The sequence below is a fragment of the Mesorhizobium sp. M7A.F.Ca.US.010.02.1.1 genome, from assembly GCF_004023085.1.
Taxonomy (GTDB): domain Bacteria; phylum Pseudomonadota; class Alphaproteobacteria; order Rhizobiales; family Rhizobiaceae; genus Mesorhizobium.
Genome location: NZ_RZRV01000017.1, coordinates 86,616 through 108,696, shown reverse-complemented (window position 1 = coordinate 108,696; position 22,081 = coordinate 86,616). Strand labels below are relative to the sequence as shown.

The following is a 22,081-nucleotide window of genomic DNA, read 5'->3' as shown; positions in this document are numbered from 1 at the left end:
AGGCATGGCCGAAGTCAGAATCACCGGCTTGCACAAGCGCTACGGCGCCTTCCATGCGGTGCGCGGCATTGACCTCCACATCCCCGACGGCGAGTTCACTGTCCTGGTTGGACCCTCCGGATGCGGCAAGAGCACTCTGCTGAGGACCATCGCAGGACTGGAGGAGAGCTCACAAGGCACGATCGAGATTGGCGGCGAAGTGGTCAATGATTTCCGGCCGCGCGATCGCGACGTGGCAATGGTGTTTCAAGATTATGCGCTCTATCCGCATATGAGCGTGGCCAAGAACATTGGCTTCGGCCTCAAGGCTCGCAAGATGCCGAAGCCAGAGGTCGAGGTGCGCGTGGCCGAGGCGGCACGCATGCTTGGCATCACTCCCTTGCTGGGGCGTTTTCCGCGTCAGCTGTCCGGTGGCCAGCGCCAGCGCGTCGCCATCGGCCGCGCCATAGTCCGCAATCCCCGCATCTTTTTGTTCGACGAGCCACTGTCCAATCTCGACGCACAGCTTCGCGACGAAATGCGCGGCGAAATCAAACGCCTTCACCAGGACATTGCCACAACGATGATCTACGTCACCCATGACCAGATCGAAGCGATGACGTTGGCTGACCGCATCGTGCTGATGCGCGACGGGTTGATAGAGCAGCAGGGCGCGCCACTCGAGTTGTTCGAGCAGCCGGCCTCAACCTTCGTCGCTGGGTTCCTGGGTTCGCCGCGGATGAGCTTCCTGCCAGGCATCCTTGCCTTGGACGGACGCGCCGCCGCCATCCGGCTCGCGGACGCGCTGCTGCCCTTAGCGCCGGGCAGGGGGCTGAAGGGCGTCGCAGACGGACAGCAGGTGCTGCTCGGGTTGAGGCCAGAACATCTCACTCGGGCGCACACTGCCACGCCGGAGCAGGGCACGTTTCGCTATGAGGCAACGATCGACCTGCTGCAGCCGACCGGCTCGCGCAGCTACGCGACGTTCCGACTGGCCGGCGCGCCGGTGATGGCTGAGCTGCAGGCGCACGATGTCAGCCGTCCGGGCGAGAAGCTTGCGATCGACATCAACATGAACCGGGCCTCGATCTTCGACGCCACGACGGAGCGAGCAATTTGACCTCGACAGCTTCTCTGGCAGTCCGCTTATGTGGCACCGAACAGCACGAGGCACCGCTGCGCACACTGCGCGCCGGCCCCTTGTCGGTCGCGTTCGACAATGGGGCGTTGCGTTACATCCGCATCGGGACGATCGAGATCTTGCGCGGAATCTCGTTTCTTGTACGGGACGAAAACTGGGGAACATGTACCCCCGTTCTCGATGATCTGCGGATCGACGAGAGGCCGGATGCGTTCGCCATTGAATACCGTGCAACATGTGCCGCAACATCCGGCCGCCTGGTTTACCGGGCACGCGTTTCGGGCAGTAGCGATGGTGCGCTGTCGTTTGTGACAGAAGCAGAGCCTGAGACCGACCTTTTGACCAACCGGACCGGCTTTGTCGTGCTGCATCCCATAGCAGATTTGGCCGGCAAGCCGGTGCGGGTCCTGCATCAAGATGGTCTCGAAAGGCTTTCGCATTTTCCGGACTTTATTGATCCGGAATGTCCGTTCACCGACGTGCGCGCGTTGTCACATGAGATCGCGCCTGGGATCTGGGCCACCTGCACCATGGATGGTGATGCCTTTGAGATGGAGGATCAACGCAATTGGTCTGACGCATCCTATAAAACCTATGTTCGTCCCTTGCGTCGCCCGTGGCCCTACAGACTGCCCAAGGGCCAGAAATTCACCCAGGCCGTCCGGCTGCATATGTCGGGGACGCTTCTTGCGCCGATGTCTGAAAATCCTGACCCGCCGATCAAAGTGACGATTGGCGGACCGGCCGGCCGAGTGCCTCGCATTGACAAAAGGAAACTTGTTGGGGCAGCACCCGTCCCCAAATGGCCTGCCTCTCCAGGAGCCCGCTGCCGAAAGGTGGCGGGCTTTTTCGCGCGTATAACCAGTCACTTTTCGGAGGGGTGAAAAGGCTCCAAACCTGCCCGCTGGCCTCGCCGATTGTTCTATGTCCGGGCTGCGGTCTCCGCATACAAGCTTTTGCGGGTCCGTTGCAGCAAGTGGTGCATGTCCGCCAAAAGTTGCGTGGCGTCCGCCGTCGGACTGCCTTCGTGATCCAGCAAACCCACGATGATATCTTGCTTGGAAACGATATTTTCGGTGTGAGCAAGCTGGCTCATCAAATACGCGAGCCGGATCTGTGCCGGTGTTGACATCGGCTTTCTCCCTGGTCGGGCGAAAGCCTGATGATCGCTCCCAAACGCCTCATGCCTGTTTGTTCTTGCTTTTGAAGCGACCGATTGAGTTTGCGCCCATTGGGAGAGCATGGCAACCCGCATCTCGTCCGACGTGCCGGCTCACCTCTGATGGAACATCATGTAATGCTAATAGTTATGGCTTGGCAGGGACCGCCCTCCCGGCACGTCCTCTTTTGGACACGCCCGCTGCCGCCGTGAATGGGGCAGCGGGTTCTACTCTACCAGCGACAATAGCGGCTTGTGCTTTGGCTGTTCGTGCCAAATGACTTGGCGAAGGTCACGCATGTCGACCTGCTGACCGCAACTCGGACAGGTATAGAAGTTGTCGTCCTCGTCGGCAGGCTCGCCGCCGTGCTGCTTGCCGGGGATAGGTGGTCCAAGGTCCGATAGATTGGTCATTTACTACCCAGAGCTTTTGCTTCTCGCTCCAGCGTCTCCCGATCATGGCCGTGTTTTTCGATGAGTTCCCGCACTTCGGGGATCGTAAGCTGAAACCTGCTGGCGAGATAACCGACCTCATATTCTTCGTCGCCTGATACCCGGTCCCGGTCGCGGAAATCACGCTTGCTCTTGTCGTCGGCCATTGGTGTTCCTCCTAGGGGTTGTTGATCCGCAACGCGCACCGGTCCGCATTGTTCATCCTTTCTGGAACTATTTTAGCTAAAGCTGATTGAATCGCCGGTGTGGGTCGGTTCATGCATTTGAAGTTCATCAAGCCGATGGAGCCGGAGCTTGTCGATAACCCGCCAGAGGGTGACGACTGGATTCACGAAATAAAGTTCGACGGGTACCGCACGCAGATCATCAAGGACGAAGACGGCATCCGAGTGCTGACCAGGAGAGGGTACGACTGGACTGCACGGTACAAGGTTCTTGCCGACCAAGCTGCGGCGATCGAAGCCGACGACTTCATCATTGAGGGTGAAGCCATCGTGGTTGATGAGGCTGGACGCTCCGATTTCCATTCGCTGCAGTCGGCGGTCAGCAGCCGCGAGACCTATCAGGACTATTATCTCGTCGCCTTCGATTTGCTGCACCTAAAGGGACACGACCTGCGCAGCATGCCGCTCGATGACCGGCGCGAGATCCTGCAGGGAATGATCGAGGGCGGCGGCCGCATTCAATTCAGCGAGGCCATGCCCGGCACGGGCGACGCGGTCTACTACCTTGCCGACCAGACCGGACAGGAAGGTATCGTCTCAAAGCGCCGGGACAGTCTCTATCGCAGCGGCCCGACGATGAACTGGCGCAAGATCAAGTGCTATGATGAAAAGGAGATGGACATCATCGGCGTCCAGCGTGACCCGGGGCAAGCGGCAAGGGTGCTAATGGCGGACAACGGCCGCTATCTCGGCACCGCCAATGTCAATTTCAAATTCGACAAACGCAAGCGCCTCTGGGAGCGCGTGCAGGGAAAGGTGGGCGGCCCTGTGCCGAAAGGCCTGAAGAGGGACAAGGCGGAATGGCTGAAGCCGGGTCTTGTCGGCCGCGTGAAGTTCCTGAAAGGTGAGGAGCAACTACGCCACGCGAAGCTGCTCGATTACCGTGAGGAGGAATAATGGCGGTTGCCAAGAAAGACCAGGAGCGCATCACCTATGCCTGGATGTATGGCGCCCAAGCGCGCAAGGACGGTAAGGAGCGCTCAGTACCGGAGTATTGGGGAGAACAGGCCGACGCTTGGCTGCAGGGTTTTGATGACCTTCCTTTGGCCGACGCCGGCAAGGTCAAGCCTGTCAGTGATCAGATGGAAGCGGAAGTTGATGAGGCCGGCGTCAGCGAGCGTTAGAGCGGCTTGCCGGCGCGCAACATGGCCCGCGCAATTGCGAGTTGCGTCTCCAACTTGGCGTTCTCCTTCTGGGTCATGTTGTCGGCGGCGATGAGCCGCTTCAGCGACCTCAGAACCTCGCCGCGTGTCCAACCGACCTCAATCATGCAGTCGACAATGGCCTGAAAGCCGGGCTCCATTGCCTCTTGGCAGTCGATGGCCCGGTCCTGATATTCGTCCTGTCTTTTGGGCGGATTGATCATGAGCTGCGTTCTCAGTTGGCGGGGCCTTTGGGCTTCGTCTCGGATGTAGATCCGTCGAGAAGATCGAGAAACGAATGGATCGCCTTCACCATCATCCGCGCGCCGTTTTCGCTCAGAGTGAAGGAACGCTTCCCCTCGGCGGTCAACAGCCCGACCAGGCAGACCTTGGGATTGTCGCGGTCATCGATGTCGATTGTGACACCCGATACCGCTGGCAGCATCACGTCCTTTGGCTTCTTCGGCATAACTACGACAGCCTTGACTCGTTCTCACTCCGTTCCCATTTTGGGCGGGCCTCGATCCTTGTCAATGAGACGACCCTAAAATGTGTGGACGCGTTTTCGTAAAATCGACAATCCCGGACATGGTGCGGCGCTTCGAGTTCGCGCACCCTGGCGACATCGAGCGCTTGGGCAATGGGTTTCCGATCTGGAACGGTGCGCCCAGCCTGACCTATCCAATCATTATCCGCGAAGAGCTTTCCACGAGCATGGCCGGTTTCGTTTCTGCGAAGTGGGGACTTGTTCCCGGCTGGGCGCGCGATGGCGGCGGCCGTCCGCCGCCTGTCAATGCGCGCTGCGAGACCATTGCCAGCAACGGCCTGTTCCGGAAGGCATATGCCGCGCGCCGGTGCCTGGTGCCTGTCGACGGCTATTTCGAATGGCAAAAGCTCGACCCTTCGGGCAAGAAAAAACAGCCTTACGCTATCGCGATGAAGGATGACGATCCTTTTGCCATGGCTGGAATCTGGGAAGAATATGCCGACAAGGCGACCGGCGAGTTGATCCGGACCTTCGCTGTCGTCACCTGCGAGCCAAATACGTTGATGGCGACGATCCATGACCGTATGCCGGTTATTCTGGCGCCGGCTGATTACATGCGCTGGCTCGGGCCGGAAACAGATCCTCGCGACCTCATGAGGCCCTATCCATCCGACCTAATGAAGATGTGGCCGATCGACAGCAAAGTCGGGAAACCAAGCAACAACACGCCCGACATCATCGACGAGATCGGTTTGGGGCCGACGGATTTGTTCGACGTCTAGAGATACTGATCGCCGTCGCCGCGGTGCTCATAGCAGAACCAATGTGATTCCCTGCGCGGCCGGGCAAATCCCCAGCCGGCGACCTTGCCACAGCCGTCACGCTCGCACGTATGGCCAAGCACCTTCACGCGGTCGCGCTGTGCCGGCGTCATGCCTTCGGCTAGTCTCGCTGCTTCGTCGCTCATGGCAGAAAGATTCCACAGTCATACTTGACGGGCAAGGAAAATGTTCCTTTTCTGTTCTCATGGCACACGAACCGATCGACACGCTCGGCAAAGCTACCCGGCACAATATGCTCGTGAAAGCGGAATGCAGCTGCGGCAATGTCCGCTACTGCCGATCGGCCGACCTGATGATGGTCTACGGCGGCGGCGTCGATCCGCAGACGCTGAAGTTCGATTGCAGCCGGTGCAAACCTCAGATCAAGATCACGCTGCTGGAGGTGCATCCAGAGCATTTGCCAAAGCGCCTGGTGATCCACAAGCCCATGAGGATAGATGGCAAGATCCACTGGCACACCGAACGCTTCCGGGGGTGACAAAGACACTCGCCGATACCTTGGCGGCCCGCGAAACCGTCTATGTGAATTGCGGTCACGCCATGTGCTGCAAATCAACAAGGCTCGACATCCGGGCGCTGATAGAGAGGCTTGGTCCTGGCCACGGCTCGATGCATTGGGATCTTGTCGGACTCTTCGCATGCTCGGATTGCAAGGCAGCAGGGCGCGACCGACGACCGGTGTTCTTCACATGCATTCCTGACTATGCAGGCCAGCAGCGGGAGCGAAATCGCGACTGGAAACCGACATTCGATCGGGACAAGCCGGCTTGAAGGAACATTAGCCACTTCTAACTATTTATGCTCGCGGCAAGCGATGCTCACCCCATCACTGCCGAAGATCGGGACCTTCACCGGCCTCCCGATCGGCCCGCGCCTCCCGCAAGTGGCGCGGGCTTCCGCCTAGCAAGGCGAGGGCGCCTGGCCGCAGTTGCAGCAGGGTGCCACGTTATGGGCTGTGCAGGGCTCATGGAGGTGGCTTGTCGCCGCTTCGCCGACGTGCGCGCGCGGGGTGTGTTCGCGGTCACGGCTTCTGCATCCTTACCCCGACTCCGCCGCCATTCTCTGGGATTAACTCCACGCCAGCTGTCTCGAATGCGCGCTGAAGCACGTCAAGCGTGGCATTTTGTGGCGTTGATCGACCGGCCTCGAAATTGCGGATTGTCGCGTTGCCAATCTTCGCTGCCTCGGCGGTATCCTGCTGGGACCAATTGAGAAGGGCACGAGCAGCGCGGCATTGAGCGGGGGTCATCATTCTTCTCCAATAGTCCATATGAGCGATAAACGCCAGCCATATCGAATAACGCTTGCGCCTTGGTTAATAGCGTTTATAGTTACCAATAGCGAAAATCGCTAACACCCGATGGAGGAAATCATGCCGAACTCACATTCGGGCAGGCGCCGAAGGCAAGCCCATTTATCCCCGCAATCCACACCGCTTCGACTTTGTACGTAAGGTGCTGATGTTCTGGCATGCGCGTGCGGGTCGAGAGCCCGTTGTCTCGAATTCTGTACCGGAGAGTTTCATGAACCAGCATGTCGATCGTCGCGCCCTTCTCGCGTCATCAGCAATCGCCACGGCTGCTATAGCTGTCGCCGGCCAAGAGGCCAGGGCAGGGCACGCATCGGCCCCTATGGTGTCTCGTGAGCTGCAAGGCCTCATCGAGGCAAAGCACGCTGCCTACGCTCGCTTCATTGCCGCGATCGATGCGACCAACGGCCTGGAAGATGCATATCTGCCGAAGACCGCCGAACTCTACGTCCCCTTGTCCATTGGCGGCGGCCAGTCGCGCAGTCTTCGCTACAGCGAACTGGAGAGCATCGAGGCCGATCTGAGGGATGACATCAAGCGCCGGTACGCCGAGCAGCAACAGAAGCTGACGACGCTCGCCAAGGTGGCGCCGGATCTCGGCAAGCAGTCGACCGTTGCACTTCGCAAGGCCGAACAGGCCGATCTGCGAACGTTGAAGAGGCTGATCAAGGAAGAGCGCGCACGGCGGAGCGCTGTGGGGCTTGAACAGGCGATCAACGAACGCAACGAGTCTTGCGACGCCGAACGCTATGCGATCAATGCCGTATGCGCCTACCGTTGCACCACAATGGAAGAACACCGGTTCAAGGCCGAGTTCTTGAAGGAATTCGCCACCGGCAAATTCGGAGACCTCCAGCCCGAGGACGTTGATGCGCTGCTCTGGTCGTTCCTGCCGGAAGAGGCATTGGAAGACGCGGTCAAGGCCTCGGAAAGCGGCGCAGCCTGATACGCGCTGTCGTATTAGCCCGCTGCCTCACGGTGGCGGGCTGCTTTTTTCTCGGCCAGAGCCCATCATTGGCGAATCACATTTTGGGCGAGGCATTGCGAAATGGTTCAGTGCTGCGTGGATATTGCATCACAGTCACCGTGCCGGGTCTGCGAGACGGCTGTGCCTCTTCTAAGCGCCGAATGTCCAAAGTGCTCGACGCCCACTTATCGCCTCACGTTCACAGACTTCTTCGGGGAGCTGGAGGCTATGCGCATTACTGATGCGCGTCTCGGTGGGCTCGTCGTGGGTCGACATGGAACAAACGACGATATTCCGATGTACGTTCATGTTGGGGGAGGCGTCTTTGAATTGAGCGGTTTGATGCACGGCGGTGAGTTCATAGTTTCGCACGAAGCAGCTACAAAACACCAAGAGGCAATCGAGAAAATCAATGCTGAGAAAGGTGCGGCGGGAGAAATGCCCCTGCGCTACTCCAGCAAGACATCAGTCATCAACACAAACCTAATGCCACCGGGGGGCGGCCTTTGGATCAACCATGGCCAGTTCATCGTTAATTGGTTTGCCACCGCGAAGCACCTTGAAACGCTCGAACAGCTGAACGCAGATGGCAATCCCGATAGCTTCCTGTCGATCGGCCTGCCCTTGTAACGTGAATACGCACGTCAGCTATGGGACGGGTTCATCGTTTGCGAACGCTAGGAACTGAGTTAGGAACTAATATCGGACAGATCAGAAAGCACAGTTGAATCAATACGATAGCCGATTTTATGGCGGAGGAAGTGGGATTCGAACCCACGGTGAGCTTGCACCCACGCCGGTTTTCAAGACCGGTGCCTTAAACCGCTCGGCCATTCCTCCATCGTGATTTTCCAACCACTTGGTTACGCGGGCCAACCCGTTTGGCCTGTTGGCACCGGATTGGCACCGAAGGCGCTCCCGGCTGGTTCACGCCTCATTCCTGTAAAGCGGCATTGAGGGCTGCGTCAACCACCGCTGCGTCGCTTCTGCTGTCCTGGGCAGACTCTGAGCTTGTCGGGATCGAGCACCGGGACCATCGCGGTCCAATGGTGCATGAAGAAGAAGCCCGCCGCGGGCGTTGCCCGAGATTGTGAGGCGCTGCAGTGCTTCCATGCAGCGCCCCAGGCAAGGGCGCAGTCCAGCTATCGCCAGAACCATCCTTGCAACCGGGCGGGGCGGGTTAATCCCTATAGGTCAACCTCTTGGGAGAGCTGCGGCATTTCCCCAAAAAATTCAGTTCGCCAAGGGAACAGCTGCTCGTGAGGAAGGCCGAAGCTGCAAATCGGCTCCGGCCTGCGTGTTCCTCAGTCTTTGCAGCTTTCGTCCGCCTTTGCCGCCGCGGCCTTATCACCATGCTGCTGCGCCTCAATGTCCTGCTGCGAGGTTGCAAGATTCTTGTCGCCGCCGCCTTCGGCGCCCGCCAACGGCATCGTGGCGCCATCCTTGGCGGCTGGCTTGCCCGTGCTGTCCGACGCTTTTGGGGTCTCTAAAGGCGCATGAGTTCCATCTTTCGAAATACCGGCGGTCTGTTCGGAATCCGTCCCTGCGTTGGAAGCCGACTTGTCCGGGCATGCGGCGATCGCAGACCCGGCAGAAAGTGACATTGCGATCGCGATTGTCAATGAAGCCATTTTCATCATGCTCGTCCTTCTGTTCGAGTGCCCTGCGGAAGAAACTAGCGGCGCATTTCTTTGTTCCGACGGTCGGTCCGCTGCCCGTCAAAGCTTGGTCAACGGCAGGCATGGGCGGCAGGAGCGAAGCCAGGCTCTTTGTGGCAGAGGGCATCACATCTCTCGCGTGGAAGCACGAAAACCGTTACTTTTCAGAAGGCTTTCACGGTGGAGACGCCACAATCTTGCCCGGTTGCAGCCACAATCGGTTAATACCGTGATAAGCAATTCCTGCGCACAAAGGATCGGGGTTCAAAGGCGTCGTTGTATTGGTCGGGTGAGTGTTTCGGCTTCTTCGACGGTTGGACACGACGTCTAGGTCAAGACTGAAGGGGACATCAGGAAAATGCAGGCTGTGACGCAACCGCGTCTTCGTCGCGCTGCTGCAGTCGCGTTGTTCGCCATGTCGGCCGCCTTGCTGGCGGCTTGTGCGTCGCAGCCCGAGCCGAAAGCGATGGTCTACAAGAAGACCCGCTCCAAAGAATATTTCGCCGAATCCGAATATGGCGTGAAGGCAAGCCCGCGTGTGATCTCCCAGAATGGGCGCATCCAACGTGGCGGCGGCAGGGATCAGCTCGGCAAACCCTATCAGGTCCGCGGCAAGTGGTATTACCCCCGGGAAGACAAGCGCTACGCCAAGGTCGGCCTGGCCTCCTGGTATGGCGACGCCTTCCATGGCCGGCTTACCGCCAATGGCGAAGTCTACGACATGACCCATCTAACGGCGGCGCACCCGACCATGCCGCTGCCGAGCTATGCCCGCGTCACCAATCTCAAGACCGGCAGTTCGGTCATCGTTCGCGTCAACGATCGCGGCCCATATCACGAAGGCCGCATCATCGATGTCTCGGAGCGCGCTGCCCAGATGCTTGACTATGCCAACACCGGCACCGCTCAGGTGAAGGTCGAATATGTCGGCCGCGCGCCGCTCGACGGCGATGACGACCAGTATCTGATGGCTTCCTACCATCCCGGCAACAGGGCGCCAGACCCGTCGGATGGACTGCCGACCGGCGTCATGGTCGCCATGAACGGGCCGTCGCCAAGCCTGCCTGCGGGCGCCGCCGCCGTGCCGTTTCCGGGCCAGTTGACCGATTCCGGCGCTGTCCAGCCGGTCATGTCGACGCAGTCCTCGGCCTATGGCGATCTGGCGCTTCCGGATTTCGGCCCGATCGTGCCGGAGCGCCCGCAGATCAATCTGCCGCCGCAATCACCGTTTGCCGTGGCCTCGCTGTCCTATGCCGACGAGCGGGTCGAACGCGCCTCAAATGCCTTCGCCGCAATGGGTGGCGACGGCATGTCGCCGGCCGACGTGCTCCAATCGTGGAAGCGGCAGCCGCCACCGGCCGGTCCGTCCACCGACTACGTTGCTGCCGGTTCGTTCGAGGATGCCGGAGAAGCCAAGCGTATTGCCGCTCAGCTTGCCGCCTTCGGCAAGATCGAGATCCAGCGTTCGGAACTCGACGGCGAGGATTGGTATTCGGTCAATCTCTATCCCGATGGCCATCACAACCTGGATGATTTGCTGCAGGCTGCCTGGTCGCATGGCGCGCCCGATGCGCTGGCTGTGCGCAACTGAGCACAAGCCAGGCTGGATTTCAGCGACGCGGTTGATCCGCCGTGCAAAAAGCCCGATACTTTTTGCGGGCTTGCCGGCGGTGCCGGCCAACGGGTCGAACATCATGCAATTGCGCTTGCTCCCGCTCGCCGGGCTTCTGGTTTTTGGCCTGCTGCTGTTTTTCCAGGCTCCGGCCGGTGCGCAGCTGTTCGAGACCAAGGCCGCACAGGCCTTCATGATCGACGCCGAGACCGGGACGGTGCTGTTTTCCAAGGATGCCGACAAGCCGATACCGCCGGCCTCGATGGCCAAGCTGATGACCATGGAAGTGGTTTTCAACGCCATCAAGTCCGGTCGCCTGAAGCTCGACGATACGTTCGTTGTCAGCGAAAACGCCTGGCGCAAGGGTGGCGCGCCTTCGGGAACATCGACAATGTTCGCCAAGCTCAAGTCGTCGATCCGGCTCGAAGACCTGATTCAGGGCGTGACCGTGCAGGCGGCCAATGACGGCTGCATCGTCATCGCCGAAGGCATGTCGGGATCCGAGGACAATTTTGCCGCGCAGATGACCGAACGGGCCCGCCAGATCGGCCTCAAGACGTCGACTTTCGTCAATTCGACCGGCCTGCCGGCGGATGGCCAACAGACGACCATGCGCGAGCTGGCGCAGCTCGCCCTGCACCTGTGGCGCGATTATCCGGATCTCTATCGCTATTACAGCCAGAAGGATTTCACCTGGAACAAGATCTCACAGAGGAACCGCAATCCGCTGCTGGCGATGGACATCGGCGCCGACGGCCTGGCGGTCGGTGCGAGCGAGGCAGCCGGTTTCGGCATCGTCGGTTCGCTCAGCCACAATGGTACCCGCGTGATCGCGGCGATGAGCGGGCTGGCCTCGGACAAGGAGCGCGCCGAGGAAGCGCGAAAGCTGCTCGACTGGGGTGTCCGCTCGTTCGAGAAGACTGAAATTTTCGCCAAGGACGAGGTGGTTGGAGAAGCCCAGGTTTTCGGCGGAGCGAAATCCGGGGTGACGCTGAAGGCCAAGGGTCCGATCGACATTTTCCTGCCGATCACCAACCGCGACAAGCTGACGGCCAGGATCGTCTACAACGGCCCGGTTGCTGCACCGGTGGAGGAGGGGCAGCCGGTGGGTGCGCTGCGCGTCTGGATCGGCGATACGCTCAGCCAGGAGACACCGCTTTTCGCCGCCGAATCGATCGGCGTCGGCACGCTGCCGCAGCGCGCACTCGATGCCGTCAAGGAACTGGCGGTCGGCTGGCTGCGATAACGCATATCACTCAAAACCAGCCATGGTTTTGGGGGCGACTGCACAAGGGCAAAAATTGACGGCATGGACGTTTGGCCGAACGCGGACTATCTAGAGCGCTACAATCCCATTCAGCCATGGACAAGAAGGCCTCTCGGTTGGCACGCGGTTTTTTCATCACCTTCGAAGGCGGCGAGGGGGCAGGCAAGTCGACGCAGATCGAGCGGCTGGCCAGGAAGATGCGCGCCAAGAAATACGATGTGCTGCTTACCCGCGAACCCGGCGGCTCGCCGGGCGCCGAAGCCGTCAGGCATGTGCTGCTTTCGGGCGCGGCCGAACCGTTCGGACCGAAGATGGAAGCGCTGCTTTTCGCCGCCGCGCGATCCGATCATGTCGAGCAGCTCATCCGGCCGGCGGTCGAGCGTGGTTCCATCGTGCTTTGCGACCGCTTCCTCGATTCCTCGCGCGTCTACCAGGGCGTCACCGGCGGCATCGATTCGGCGTTCATGGATGCGCTGGAGCAGGTCGCCATCAACGGCATGATGCCGGACATGACGCTGATCTTCGACATCGATCCGGCGGAAGGCCTGAGGCGCGCAACGCTGCGGCGCGGCACCGAGGCAGTCGCCGACCGCTTCGAAAAGGAGACGCTGGCGATCCATCAGGCCCGCCGCGAGGCGTTTCTGGCGATCGCCAAGGCCGAGCCGGAGCGCTGCATCGTCGTCGACGCAGCCGCCGAGCCCGACGCGGTCGAGAACGTCGTCACCGCGGCGGTGTTCGCGGCACTGGCGGCGAGAACGCCGGCACGCGACAGGCAGGCAACGCCGGCATGATCTTCGAACGCATCGCACCCGAGCAGCACGACACGCTCGACGGCGTGCCGGAGCCCTGCGAAACGCCCGTTCTGGTCGGGCATAGCCAAGCTGCAGGCGTGCTCACCGCCGCTTATCGTGCGGGCAAGCTGCCGCATGCGCTGATCTTCTCCGGGCCAGTCGGCATCGGCAAGGCGACGCTCGCCTTCCACCTTGCGCATCATCTGCTGAAGCACCCGGATTTTGCGCAGGCGCCGGAAAGCCTTGCCACTGCCGATCCGGCTTCGTCGCTGTTTCGCCAGATCGCCACCGGGGCGCATCCTTCCGTGCTGCATCTGACCCGGCCGCTGAACGACAAGACCAAGAGTTTCAAGACAGTCGTCACCGTCGATGAGATACGCAAGGTCAGCCGCTTCCTGTCGCTGACCTCGCACGACGGCAGCTATCGGGTCGTCATCGTCGACCCCGCCGATGACATGAACACCAATGCGGCCAATGCGTTGCTGAAAAATCTTGAAGAGCCGCCGGCACGGACTCTGTTCATCCTGATTGTCCACGCGCCGGGCAGCCTGCTACCGACGATCCGGTCGCGCTGTCAGGTGGTGCGATTGAACCCGCTCGACGCCAACGACCTGATGACGGTGCTGGAAACGACCGAGCCCGCGCCGCCTGACGATCCGGCGGCTCGCGCGGCACTGGTCGGGCGGGCAGGGGGCAGCGCCCGGAACGCGATCCTGTTGACGCAGTATGGCGGGCTGGAGATCGCCTCCACGCTCGACGCTCTGGTCACCGGCAGAAAGAGCGATGTCGGCGGCGCGTTTCGCCTCGCCGAAGCCGTGGCTGGCCGCGATCAGGCGATCCAGTTCGATATCTTCAACCGCCGGGCGCTGGACCTGTTGTCGGACGCGGCAAGTCAGGCAGCACTGGCGGGCGATCTCGCACGGGCCAAAAAATTGTCCGACACTTGGCATGAGGCGCTGGACGCTATATCTGAGACCGATACCTACAATCTCGACAAGAAGCAGCACGCCCTGATCATGATCGACCGCCTGAATTCTGCAATGCGAATGTGACGGTTTTCCCGATGCATGCCGTTGCCCCCAAAACCGGGGCCACTTTTGGGCGGCATGCATTGGCATCGGGATGGCAAATGCTGCCTCGATACTATATCCACCGCCACGCCTTTCCATTCAGACATTCATGACGGTTCCTTCATGTCACGCGACAAGTTCTACATCACCACCCCGATCTTTTATCCGAACGGCAAGCCGCATATCGGCCACGCCTATACGGTCATTGCAACCGACGCCCTGGCACGCTTCCAGCGCCTGGACGGCAAGGACGTATTCTTCCTGACCGGCACCGACGAACACGGCCTGAAGATGCAGCAAACGGCCGAGAAGGAAGGCATAACGCCGCTGGCGCTGGCCGACCGCAATTCGGCGATTTTCCGCGCGATGACCGAGGCGATGGGCGGCTCGAATGACGACTACATCCGCACGACGGAACCGCGCCACTACGAATCCTGTCAGGCGATCTGGAAGGCGATGGCCGCCAATGGCGACATCTATCTCGACCGCTATAGCGGCTGGTACTCGGTGCGCCAGGAAGCCTATTTCGACGAGAGCGAGACGACGCTCGGCGAGGATGGCGTGCGTCGCGAACCGCTCGGCTCGCCCGTCGAATGGAACGAGGAAGAAAGCTACTTCTTCAGGCTTTCCGCCTATCAGGACAAATTGCTGGCGCTTTATGAGAGCCAGCCCGACTTTGTCGGTCCGACCGAGCGCCGCAACGAGGTGCTCAGCTTCGTCAAGTCCGGGCTCAAGGATCTGTCGATCTCGCGCACGACCTTCAAATGGGGCGTGCCGGTGCCAGGCGACGACAAACATGTGATGTATGTCTGGGTCGACGCCTTGACCAACTACATCACCGCCGCCGGCTATCCCGACACAAAGGCCGAGCAATGGCGCTATTGGCCGGCTACGCACATCATCGGCAAGGACATTGTCCGCTTCCATGCGGTCTATTGGCCGGCCTTTCTGATGTCGGCGGGCATCGAGTTGCCGAGCCGCGTTTTCGCGCATGGCTTCCTGTTCAACCGCGGCGAGAAGATGTCGAAATCGGTTGGCAACGTCGTGGATCCATTCGCGATGGTCGAGCACTACGGTCTCGACCAGGTGCGCTACTTCTTCCTGCGCGAGGTGCCCTTCGGCAACGACGGCAGCTACAGCCATGACGCGATCGTCAACCGCACCAATGCCGACCTTGCCAATGGTCTCGGCAACCTGGCGCAGCGCTCGCTGTCGATGATCGCCAAGAACTGCGGCGGCGTGGTGCCACAGCGCGGCGACCTGACGGATGCCGACAGCGCGATCCTGGACCAGGCCGTCGCCGCTCTCGACACCGCGCGCAAAGCGATGGCCGAGCAGGGCATCCATCTGGCGCTGGCGTCGATCTTCGGGGTGGTGGCGGAAGCCGATCGCTACTTCGCCGGCGAGGCACCATGGGCGTTGAAGAAGACCAACCCGGTGCGCATGGAAACGGTGCTGTGGACGACCGCCGAAGTCGTGCGCCGCGTGGCGGTGCTGTGTCAGCCCTTCACTCCGGGATCAGCCGCGAAACTGCTCGATCTGCTGGCGGTGCCGGCGGACAGCCGCGACTTCGTGCATGTCCACGCGGACCATGCGCTGGTGCCGGGCACCGCGTTACCCCTGCCGGAAGGGGTTTTTCCACGTTACGTCGAACAGTGGGACGCGAACGTCTGATGCTCGTCGACAGCCACTGCCATCTGGATTTTCCAGATTTCGCCGAGGAGCGGGCTTCCATTGTCGCCCGCGCCAAGGCAGCCGGTATAGGTCGCATGGTGACGATCTCAACCCGCGTGAAGCGATTTCAGCAAATCCTTGAAATCGCAGAAACTTTCGATGAAGTATATTGTTCGGTCGGTACCCATCCGCACAATGCTGGGGAAGAGCTGGATGTGACGTCGGCCGATCTGGTACGGCTGGCTGCCCACCCGAAAGTGGTGGCGATCGGCGAGGCCGGTCTCGACTATTTCTACGACAAGGCGCCACGCGATGCGCAGGCACAAGGCTTTCGCAATCACATCGCCGCCGCCCGTGAAACGGGGCTGCCGCTGGTCATCCACTCGCGCGACGCCGATGCAGATATGGCTGATATTCTTGAGGCCGAAACGGGGAAGGGCGCCTTCCCCTTCATCCTGCATTGCTTTTCTTCCGGGCGTCGGCTTGCCGAAATTGGCGTCGCTCTCGGCGGCTACGTGTCGTTCTCAGGTATCCTCACCTTCAAGAATTCGGCTGAGTTGCGCGCCATTGCCGCCGATGTGCCGCATGACCGGCTGCTGGTCGAAACCGACGCGCCCTATCTGGCGCCCGTGCCATTTCGCGGCAAACGCAACGAGCCCGCCTATGTCGCCCATACCGCCAAGGTGCTGGCCGAAACCATCGGCGTCAGCGAAGCTGAAATCGCCGATTTGACGACGGATAATTTCTTCCGGCTGTTCGGCAAGATGCCGCGGCCTGTAGAGCAAAGTGCCTGAACGATGACCGACCGGCTGCGCCTCACCATTCTCGGCTGCGGCTCGTCGCCAGGTACGCCGCGCATCACCGGCGACTGGGGCAATTGCGACCCCGACAACCCCAAGAACCGGCGCACGCGTGCCGCCGCACTCGTCGAGCGGATCGCGGCGAACGGCAGCCGCACGACTGTCGTCATCGACACAGGGCCGGATTTTCGTCAGCAGATGCTGCTGGCCGGCGTTAAACGTGTCGATGCGGTCGTCTATACCCACCCGCATGCCGACCACATCCATGGCATCGACGATCTGCGCGGTTTCGTTCTCGATCAGCGCCAGCTGATCGACGTCCATGCCGACAGGGCGACGATGCTTCGGCTGCGGGAAGCGTTCGGATACTGTTTCGAGACGCCGCAAGGCAGTTCCTATCCGCCGATCGTCAGGCCGCATCTCATCGACCACACCAGGCCGGTGGTCATCGAAGGAGAGGGGGGTACCCTCACCCTCGAGCCGCTGCCGCAGATCCACGGCGACATCGTATCGCTCGGTTTCCGCATTGGCGGTCTCGCCTATTGCCCCGACATCAGCGACTTTCCGGAACCCACCGCCGAACGGCTGCGCGACCTCGACGTGCTGATCATCGACGCGCTGCAGTACCGGACGCATCCTAGTCACCTGTCCCTTGGCGAAGCGCTTGAATGGATCGAGCGGCTGGCGCCGATACATGCGGTGCTGACACATATGCACGTGCCGCTCGACTACGCCACGGTGATGGCCGAGACACCCGCCAACGTCGAGCCGGCCTATGATGGGATGGCGATTGAAATCCCTTACGAATCAGCGTGATGCGAATAGACTTTCATCCAGGCTTTCGGTTCATTGGTGCGAATATCAGCAGCGTTCCGATCCGTTCGTAGCCCATCCGGGGATAAAGCAGAGCCCCGGCGTGGGTTGCAGCCAGCACCGAGCACCTCGACCCGCGCGCCCGATCGTCGTGCAACATTTTCGACGTCAAAGCCTGGCCAATGCCGCGACGCCGGTGCGAAGGCTCGACATACATGCTCGAACACCACGTGGCTTCCACGGCATCCAAGCTGCGCACGCGCCCAACGATATCGGCGCCATCGACTGCCACATACTGGCGCAACGGCGCGCTGTCGCCGAGCAAATGATCCGGGATCGGCTGTCTGCGGATGATCTTTCCCAACTGCGCCGCCCGTTCGGCTGTCTGCACGCGTTCGACCGAAGCAACCGCAACCGCTGGCGGGCTCGGAATCCGGCGCAACCGGTGGACGAAAAAGCCTTCGGTCCGAAGCAGCCGGTAGCCGAGAGCTTTGTAGGCGGTTCGTGTCGGCCCGTCCGGATCCTCGTTCGCGATCACAACGGAAATGGCAAAGCCCGGCCGTGCATGCTGCCGCACGACGGCATCGGCTTCTTGAGCGGCGACGTCATGGACGACCCATTCTTCGCCGCGGTAGTCGCGAAGATTCTTGCGCTCGGCATCGCGCATCAGCCACAAGCGTCCAACGCGGCTGGCCTCGTAAGGAAAGGTGCGGCTTCTGTCGGCGCTGAAGCCATGCACGAACACTTCGATCGCCGCTTCGATCTCGCTGTTTGCCATCTTCATTTCGACAGCCTAGCGTTGGCCATCTGCTCAAAGCAATACGGCACAATCGGCTCAAGCCTATGAGAATCAGCGGCAATTTCCAGTTCTTGACCGATGCATTAGTTCCATAATCTATCTTATGCGACTTTTGGATGCGGCGGCAATAGCAATAGAGTGTATGCGTCACCGGTCTCATGGTCTTAGTCTCAGTATCTGCCCGAATGTACAAAGGCGTCCAAATATCGATTGGTGGTTCCAACGCGCGGCTGTCGGCGGCGTGCTCGACCCCATGTCAGTTGGGGCGATCAGGCTCCCTATTCCAGAATAACGGTGGCTTCCACCTCGAAAAGCATGGGGTCGATTGCAAGCTTGGGAACGGGAACCAGTGTCTGCGCCGGCAGCGCCTCGCCGAACATGTCCTTGACGTTCCTGGTCAACACATCGAGCTTGGACATGTCGTGGTCGACCACGAAGACCGTGAGCTTCGCCACCTGATCCGGCCTGGCGCCGATGCCCTCGAGCGCAGCATGCAAATTTGCGTAGGCCTGCTTAACCTGGACGGCGAAATCGGGTGACAAGGCTCCTGTGCTGTCTTGGCCGCCCTGCCCGGAAATGTAGGCAATCCGAGCTCCGCGCGGTGCGATCACGGCGGTGCTGTAGCCATTCGGCGACGGGTCGCAGAGCGTCTGCGGATTGATGATGGTCAGCTTGAACTCGTTCGCCGGCGACGCAGTGGGAACTGCAATGGTCATGATGATTAGCCCTCTGATAAGCAGATGCTTGATTGCGCGTGACATGATTTCTCCTGGCTCTGCTGACTGCGAATAACGCACTCGCCGCCGGCATGAACTTTAACCCGATCTCATACGATGAATCGTGCGATGTACGAGTCATCGTATGGTACATCGTACTAGTCAAGCGATCAGCGTCGACATTCCTGACGGTGCCTGCCAAAATCGACGTTCGGCCAGCAAGGAAGACAGATGGCAGCCAAACCCCGCAGTGCCAGCAAACGATCGCAACGGACAAAGCTTCAACCCATCCAGGAGGCGAGCAGCGAGCCGCCGCTGTCTCGAGAGCGTATCGTGGCGATCGCGGTGGAATTGCTGGACGCCCAGGGCATAGACGGATTGACAATGCGTCGGCTGGCCGATCGCCTCGGCTCGGGTGTGATGAGCCTGTACTGGCACGTCGACAACAAGGAGGATGTCTTTGATCTGGCGCTGGATTCGGTGCTCGAATATCGCGGATCGCCTGAAACGGGTGAGTCTCCGGACTGGCGCGGAGACGTCGTTTATATGCTCGAAGACTGGCGCGCCAGAATGTTGCGCCATCCTTGGTCGGCATCGCTGTTGCCGCGACGGGCGCTTGGCCCGAACATTCTCAGCCGCCTGGAAATGCTGAGCAAGACCTTGTCCAGAGCCGGTGTAGCGGACGCGGATCTCAACGCCGCGATATGGTCGCTCTGGAACTATGTGATGGGCGCCACCCTCACCCGGGCAAGCTTCGACCTCTCGGAAGAAGACAGGGCAGCCGCACAGCAGCGTCTTACACACCTCAGCGAACACTACCCGACAATCGAACGCTCTCGTCTGCTGTTGGACAACGATTGGGATGGCGCCTTCCGAAAAGGCCTCGACTTCCTGCTCGATGGGCTGTCGCCAAGATAGAATTCCGGCGGCTACGCCCGGAGTAGACCGGATGGCGCTGCTTTGCCAGTTTGACGCAATAGCTTCCCAATCCACATCATCACGTTTGGCTCGCCGCCAAGGCGGCGCAGGCAGCGGGCAAGCCCCGGTGCTCGATCCCATCGCGGCGGTGGCTGGCGCGGCTGCATTGCAGCTGAATTGGTGCAGCTGGCGATGTCGTCGTTACGCGTTGCCAAACGCTGGCCGGAATCCTCTCGGCAAGTCGATCTTTTGCGCAAACCTTTTTGCCTGACATGCGTTGTTTCCTCTCCAAGCCAAGGAGACGATCATGCAGATGAAGTCAGAAATAGCCGGTGAAGCGGCCAAGCAGCGCCATATCCAACGTGGCGTCGATGCCAAGGACAAATCGAAAGGCGGTGGGAAGCAGCAAGGCGCCATGCAGGCTGGCGCCCGTGAATATCCCGAGCCCCCCTTCCCCGAGCAACATCAGCCCAAACCGGGGCACGAATGGGCGCTAGAGCCGGAGCCGCTGTACGATGCGCCGTACTATCTCGGATCGAAAAAACTCGACCAAAAGGTAGCACTCATCACGGGCGGCGATTCCGGCATCGGCCGCTCGGTGGCGGTGTTGTTCGCCCGCGAGGGCGCCGACGTCGCGATCGTCTATCTGGCCGAGGACAAGGATGCTGAAGAGACCAAATCAGCGGTGGAAAAGGAGGGACGACGCTGCATCCTGGTCAAGGCCGATGTCAGCGAACGCAGCCACTGCCACAAGGCGGTCATGGAGACCGTTGAAAAATTCGGTCGCATCGACGTGCTGGTCAACAACGCTGCGTTCCAGATCCATTCCAGCGATTTCGGCGAGCTGACCGAAGAACATTTCGACACGACGCTGAAGACCAATCTTTACGGCTATTTTCATATGGCGCAGGAAGCGGTGCCGCACATGAAGCCAGGTTCGGCGATCATCAACACCGGTTCGGTAACCGGTATCGACGGTTCAAAACAACTGGTCGACTATTCGATGACCAAGGGCGGCATCCATGCCTTCACGCGGGCCCTGTCGGGCAATCTCATCGGCAAGGGCATAAGGGTGAATGCGGTCGCACCGGGTCCGGTGTGGACGCCGCTCAATCCGTCGGACAAGGAAGCCGACGACGTCTCGAAATTCGGCGCGGACACGCCAATGAAACGACCCGCGCAACCGGAAGAACTCGCGCCGGCCTATGTGTTCCTCGCTTCGCCGCATTGCTCGAGCTACATCACCGGCGAAATCTTGCCGGTCGTCGGAGGGTACTGAGGATGGCCGGAATGAAATCCATGAGCAAGGAGTAGGATGGATGGGCCGTCTGCTTTTCATGGTGGCGCTCACTTGTGTAGCGTACCGCATCTACACGGAAATCGCAGGATCTGCTCGGCATGCGCCGCAGGATGACGATGAGGCGCTGCGCAAGCAATCAACGGCCTTGGGCGTCGACCCGTCTCGCTGACGGAGTGGAAACCTGCCAGCAATCCGGCCGGCCGAGTTACCAGCCGGCCGGATTGCAGCCCTATTCGGCTGCCTGCAGGTTGATCTTGCTTTCCGCCATTTCGGTGAGCTTGCGATCGGTCGCCTGTTCTTCCCTCAGGTTCTTGGCCAGCACATTGGCGCAGTCGGTGCGGCCGAGTTGCTTGGCCCAGGCGATGAGCGTCCCGTAGCGGGTCATCTCATAGTGTTCGACGGCCTGCGCCGAAGCAATCAGCGCCGCGTCGAGAACCTCCTTGTCATCGACGTCACCGCTCACATCGTCGGCCTCCTCGAGAATACCGTCGATTGCCGGACAGTTGACCTCCTTGGCCTTGACGCCATGCAACTCAAACACCTGTTCGACGCGCTCGATATGGCCTCTCGTCTGGTCGAGGTGTTTTTCAAATCCGGCTTTCAATTGCGGGTCGGTTGCCTTGTCGATCATCTTCGGCAGCGCCTTCTCGATCTGCTTTTCGGCGTAATAGATGTCGCGCAGCGTGTGCACGAAGAGATCGTCGAGTGTCTTGATGTCCTTCGAAAAGAAGCCCATGGCCTTACCTTTCATTGCGCTTGGTGTGGATTTCGGCGACGGGGTTTGCACGCCGCCAGCAAAGACCGGGACGGTTCCCGGCTTGTCTGGTCAACGTACCGGCACCGAAGGAGTTCCTGATTTCCGAGGGCGAACCGCCCCTCCTCCACCTACGATCCGGTCGGTGGGGAGCCTTTGTCTCGATCACACGTTCTAGCCACAGGGCAACCGGAACGAGAAGGGTC

28 protein-coding genes and 1 tRNA gene are annotated in these 22,081 nt (G+C 60.5%); 18 read left to right on the top strand and 11 right to left on the bottom strand.

Annotated elements, in window-relative coordinates; translation table 11 throughout:
• The first annotated feature begins 4 nt into the window (after positions 1-4).
• Both ugpC and EOA19_RS19305 read left to right on the top strand, forming a co-directional pair.
• On the top strand, positions 5-1,099 hold the full coding sequence (ugpC, locus tag EOA19_RS19310) for a sn-glycerol-3-phosphate ABC transporter ATP-binding protein UgpC (RefSeq protein ID WP_128304505.1): 1,095 nt from the start codon (positions 5-7) through the stop codon (positions 1,097-1,099).
• Positions 1,096-2,004, top strand: a complete 909-nt coding sequence (locus EOA19_RS19305; protein ID WP_206638057.1) for a hypothetical protein — start codon at positions 1,096-1,098, stop codon at positions 2,002-2,004. Before ugpC ends, EOA19_RS19305 begins: the two co-directional genes overlap by 4 nt.
• A 38-nt stretch (positions 2,005-2,042) precedes the next feature.
• Here EOA19_RS19305 and EOA19_RS19300 read toward each other — a convergent pair whose 3' ends face one another.
• Both EOA19_RS19300 and EOA19_RS19290 read right to left on the bottom strand, forming a co-directional pair.
• A complete protein-coding gene (locus tag EOA19_RS19300) occupies positions 2,043-2,252 on the bottom strand; it encodes a hypothetical protein (protein WP_128304504.1) in 210 nt (69 codons plus the stop codon).
• Between the two features lie 437 nt (positions 2,253-2,689).
• Positions 2,690-2,878, bottom strand: a complete 189-nt coding sequence (locus EOA19_RS19290; RefSeq protein WP_128304502.1) for a DUF3606 domain-containing protein — start codon at positions 2,876-2,878, stop codon at positions 2,690-2,692.
• A gap of 111 nt (positions 2,879-2,989) precedes the next feature.
• On the opposite strand from EOA19_RS19290, the gene EOA19_RS19285 reads away from it, so the two are divergent.
• Both EOA19_RS19285 and EOA19_RS19280 read left to right on the top strand, forming a co-directional pair.
• Positions 2,990-3,853 (top strand): RNA ligase family protein, encoded by an 864-nt coding sequence (locus EOA19_RS19285; RefSeq protein ID WP_128304501.1) that lies wholly within the window; start codon positions 2,990-2,992, stop codon positions 3,851-3,853.
• Entirely contained in the window at positions 3,853-4,080 is a 228-nt protein-coding gene (locus EOA19_RS19280; protein ID WP_128304500.1) for a hypothetical protein, read from the top strand. Before EOA19_RS19285 ends, EOA19_RS19280 begins: the two co-directional genes overlap by 1 nt.
• On the opposite strand, the gene EOA19_RS19275 is transcribed toward EOA19_RS19280, so the two are convergent.
• Together EOA19_RS19275 and EOA19_RS19270 are read right to left on the bottom strand one after the other, a co-directional pair.
• Entirely contained in the window at positions 4,077-4,322 is a 246-nt protein-coding gene (locus tag EOA19_RS19275) for a hypothetical protein (protein ID WP_128304499.1), read from the bottom strand. The genes EOA19_RS19280 and EOA19_RS19275 overlap by 4 nt on opposite strands.
• An 11-nt stretch (positions 4,323-4,333) precedes the next feature.
• Positions 4,334-4,567 (bottom strand): hypothetical protein, encoded by a 234-nt coding sequence (locus tag EOA19_RS19270; protein ID WP_128304498.1) that lies wholly within the window; start codon positions 4,565-4,567, stop codon positions 4,334-4,336.
• An 80-nt stretch (positions 4,568-4,647) separates the two neighbouring features.
• Between EOA19_RS19270 and EOA19_RS19265 the strand changes: the two genes are divergently transcribed.
• Positions 4,648-5,367, top strand: coding sequence for an SOS response-associated peptidase (locus tag EOA19_RS19265; RefSeq protein ID WP_128304497.1), 720 nt, complete (start codon positions 4,648-4,650; stop codon positions 5,365-5,367).
• On the opposite strand, the gene EOA19_RS19260 is transcribed toward EOA19_RS19265, so the two are convergent.
• Positions 5,364-5,552 (bottom strand): hypothetical protein, encoded by a 189-nt coding sequence (locus tag EOA19_RS19260; RefSeq protein WP_128304496.1) that lies wholly within the window; start codon positions 5,550-5,552, stop codon positions 5,364-5,366. The genes EOA19_RS19265 and EOA19_RS19260 overlap by 4 nt on opposite strands.
• A gap of 59 nt (positions 5,553-5,611) precedes the next feature.
• Here EOA19_RS19260 and EOA19_RS19255 point away from each other — a divergent pair, with 59 nt between their 5' ends.
• Positions 5,612-5,905 (top strand): hypothetical protein, encoded by a 294-nt coding sequence (locus tag EOA19_RS19255; RefSeq protein ID WP_128304495.1) that lies wholly within the window; start codon positions 5,612-5,614, stop codon positions 5,903-5,905.
• A 543-nt stretch (positions 5,906-6,448) separates the two neighbouring features.
• On the opposite strand, the gene EOA19_RS19250 is transcribed toward EOA19_RS19255, so the two are convergent.
• Entirely contained in the window at positions 6,449-6,676 is a 228-nt protein-coding gene (locus EOA19_RS19250; protein ID WP_128304517.1) for a helix-turn-helix transcriptional regulator, read from the bottom strand.
• A 274-nt stretch (positions 6,677-6,950) separates the two neighbouring features.
• On the opposite strand from EOA19_RS19250, the gene EOA19_RS19245 reads away from it, so the two are divergent.
• Together EOA19_RS19245 and EOA19_RS19240 are read left to right on the top strand one after the other, a co-directional pair.
• Positions 6,951-7,682 (top strand): hypothetical protein, encoded by a 732-nt coding sequence (locus tag EOA19_RS19245; RefSeq protein ID WP_128304494.1) that lies wholly within the window; start codon positions 6,951-6,953, stop codon positions 7,680-7,682.
• A gap of 249 nt (positions 7,683-7,931) precedes the next feature.
• Positions 7,932-8,333, top strand: coding sequence for a hypothetical protein (locus EOA19_RS19240; protein WP_128304493.1), 402 nt, complete (start codon positions 7,932-7,934; stop codon positions 8,331-8,333).
• Positions 8,334-8,453: 120 nt separating this feature from the next.
• Here EOA19_RS19240 and EOA19_RS19235 read toward each other — a convergent pair.
• Both EOA19_RS19235 and EOA19_RS19230 read right to left on the bottom strand, forming a co-directional pair.
• Positions 8,454-8,543, bottom strand: a tRNA-Ser gene (locus EOA19_RS19235).
• Between the two features lie 464 nt (positions 8,544-9,007).
• The gene (locus EOA19_RS19230; protein WP_128304492.1) at positions 9,008-9,343 is read right to left on the bottom strand and encodes a hypothetical protein; all 336 of its coding nucleotides are present in this window, start codon (positions 9,341-9,343) and stop codon (positions 9,008-9,010) included.
• Positions 9,344-9,719: 376 nt separating this feature from the next.
• Here EOA19_RS19230 and EOA19_RS19225 point away from each other — a divergent pair, with 376 nt between their 5' ends.
• The 7 genes from EOA19_RS19225 to EOA19_RS19195 all read left to right on the top strand — a co-directional run bounded on the left by EOA19_RS19225 (position 9,720) and on the right by EOA19_RS19195 (position 17,391).
• Positions 9,720-10,952 carry a septal ring lytic transglycosylase RlpA family protein gene (locus EOA19_RS19225; protein WP_128304491.1) on the top strand — a complete coding sequence of 411 codons (1,233 nt, stop codon included), beginning with the start codon at positions 9,720-9,722 and terminating at the stop codon, positions 10,950-10,952.
• Positions 10,953-11,055: 103 nt separating this feature from the next.
• Positions 11,056-12,219: a D-alanyl-D-alanine carboxypeptidase family protein gene (locus EOA19_RS19220; RefSeq protein WP_164892962.1), complete on the top strand. Its 1,164-nt coding sequence runs from the start codon at positions 11,056-11,058 to the stop codon at positions 12,217-12,219.
• A gap of 137 nt (positions 12,220-12,356) precedes the next feature.
• The gene (gene tmk / locus EOA19_RS19215) at positions 12,357-13,031 is read left to right on the top strand and encodes a dTMP kinase (protein ID WP_023811951.1); all 675 of its coding nucleotides are present in this window, start codon (positions 12,357-12,359) and stop codon (positions 13,029-13,031) included.
• Complete coding sequence (locus tag EOA19_RS19210) at positions 13,028-14,083, top strand: DNA polymerase III subunit delta' (protein ID WP_128304489.1); 1,056 nt, start codon at positions 13,028-13,030, stop codon at positions 14,081-14,083. Before tmk ends, EOA19_RS19210 begins: the two co-directional genes overlap by 4 nt.
• A gap of 141 nt (positions 14,084-14,224) precedes the next feature.
• Positions 14,225-15,775 carry a methionine--tRNA ligase gene (metG, locus tag EOA19_RS19205; RefSeq protein ID WP_128304488.1) on the top strand — a complete coding sequence of 517 codons (1,551 nt, stop codon included), beginning with the start codon at positions 14,225-14,227 and terminating at the stop codon, positions 15,773-15,775.
• On the top strand, positions 15,775-16,569 hold the full coding sequence (locus EOA19_RS19200) for a TatD family hydrolase (RefSeq protein WP_128304487.1): 795 nt from the start codon (positions 15,775-15,777) through the stop codon (positions 16,567-16,569). Before metG ends, EOA19_RS19200 begins: the two co-directional genes overlap by 1 nt.
• Positions 16,570-16,572: 3 nt before the next feature.
• On the top strand, positions 16,573-17,391 hold the full coding sequence (locus tag EOA19_RS19195; RefSeq protein ID WP_023811955.1) for an MBL fold metallo-hydrolase: 819 nt from the start codon (positions 16,573-16,575) through the stop codon (positions 17,389-17,391).
• 13 nt (positions 17,392-17,404) lie between these two features.
• Here the strand turns inward: EOA19_RS19195 and EOA19_RS19190 are convergent, their stop codons facing one another.
• Complete coding sequence (locus EOA19_RS19190) at positions 17,405-18,172, bottom strand: GNAT family N-acetyltransferase (RefSeq protein ID WP_128304486.1); 768 nt, start codon at positions 18,170-18,172, stop codon at positions 17,405-17,407.
• Positions 18,173-18,465: 293 nt separating this feature from the next.
• Positions 18,466-18,948 (bottom strand): RidA family protein, encoded by a 483-nt coding sequence (locus EOA19_RS19185; protein WP_164892961.1) that lies wholly within the window; start codon positions 18,946-18,948, stop codon positions 18,466-18,468.
• A gap of 186 nt (positions 18,949-19,134) precedes the next feature.
• Here EOA19_RS19185 and EOA19_RS19180 point away from each other — a divergent pair, with 186 nt between their 5' ends.
• The 3 genes from EOA19_RS19180 (at position 19,135) to EOA19_RS19170 (ending at position 21,290) form a co-directional block, all read left to right on the top strand.
• Entirely contained in the window at positions 19,135-19,821 is a 687-nt protein-coding gene (locus EOA19_RS19180) for a TetR/AcrR family transcriptional regulator C-terminal domain-containing protein (RefSeq protein WP_128304485.1), read from the top strand.
• Between the two features lie 307 nt (positions 19,822-20,128).
• A complete protein-coding gene (locus EOA19_RS19175) occupies positions 20,129-21,100 on the top strand; it encodes an SDR family oxidoreductase (RefSeq protein WP_023811959.1) in 972 nt (323 codons plus the stop codon).
• A gap of 40 nt (positions 21,101-21,140) precedes the next feature.
• Complete coding sequence (locus EOA19_RS19170; RefSeq protein WP_023811960.1) at positions 21,141-21,290, top strand: hypothetical protein; 150 nt, start codon at positions 21,141-21,143, stop codon at positions 21,288-21,290.
• A 60-nt stretch (positions 21,291-21,350) separates the two neighbouring features.
• Here the strand turns inward: EOA19_RS19170 and EOA19_RS19165 are convergent, their stop codons facing one another.
• Positions 21,351-21,857, bottom strand: a complete 507-nt coding sequence (locus EOA19_RS19165) for a ferritin-like domain-containing protein (protein WP_023811961.1) — start codon at positions 21,855-21,857, stop codon at positions 21,351-21,353.
• Positions 21,858-22,081: the final 224 nt, after the last annotated feature.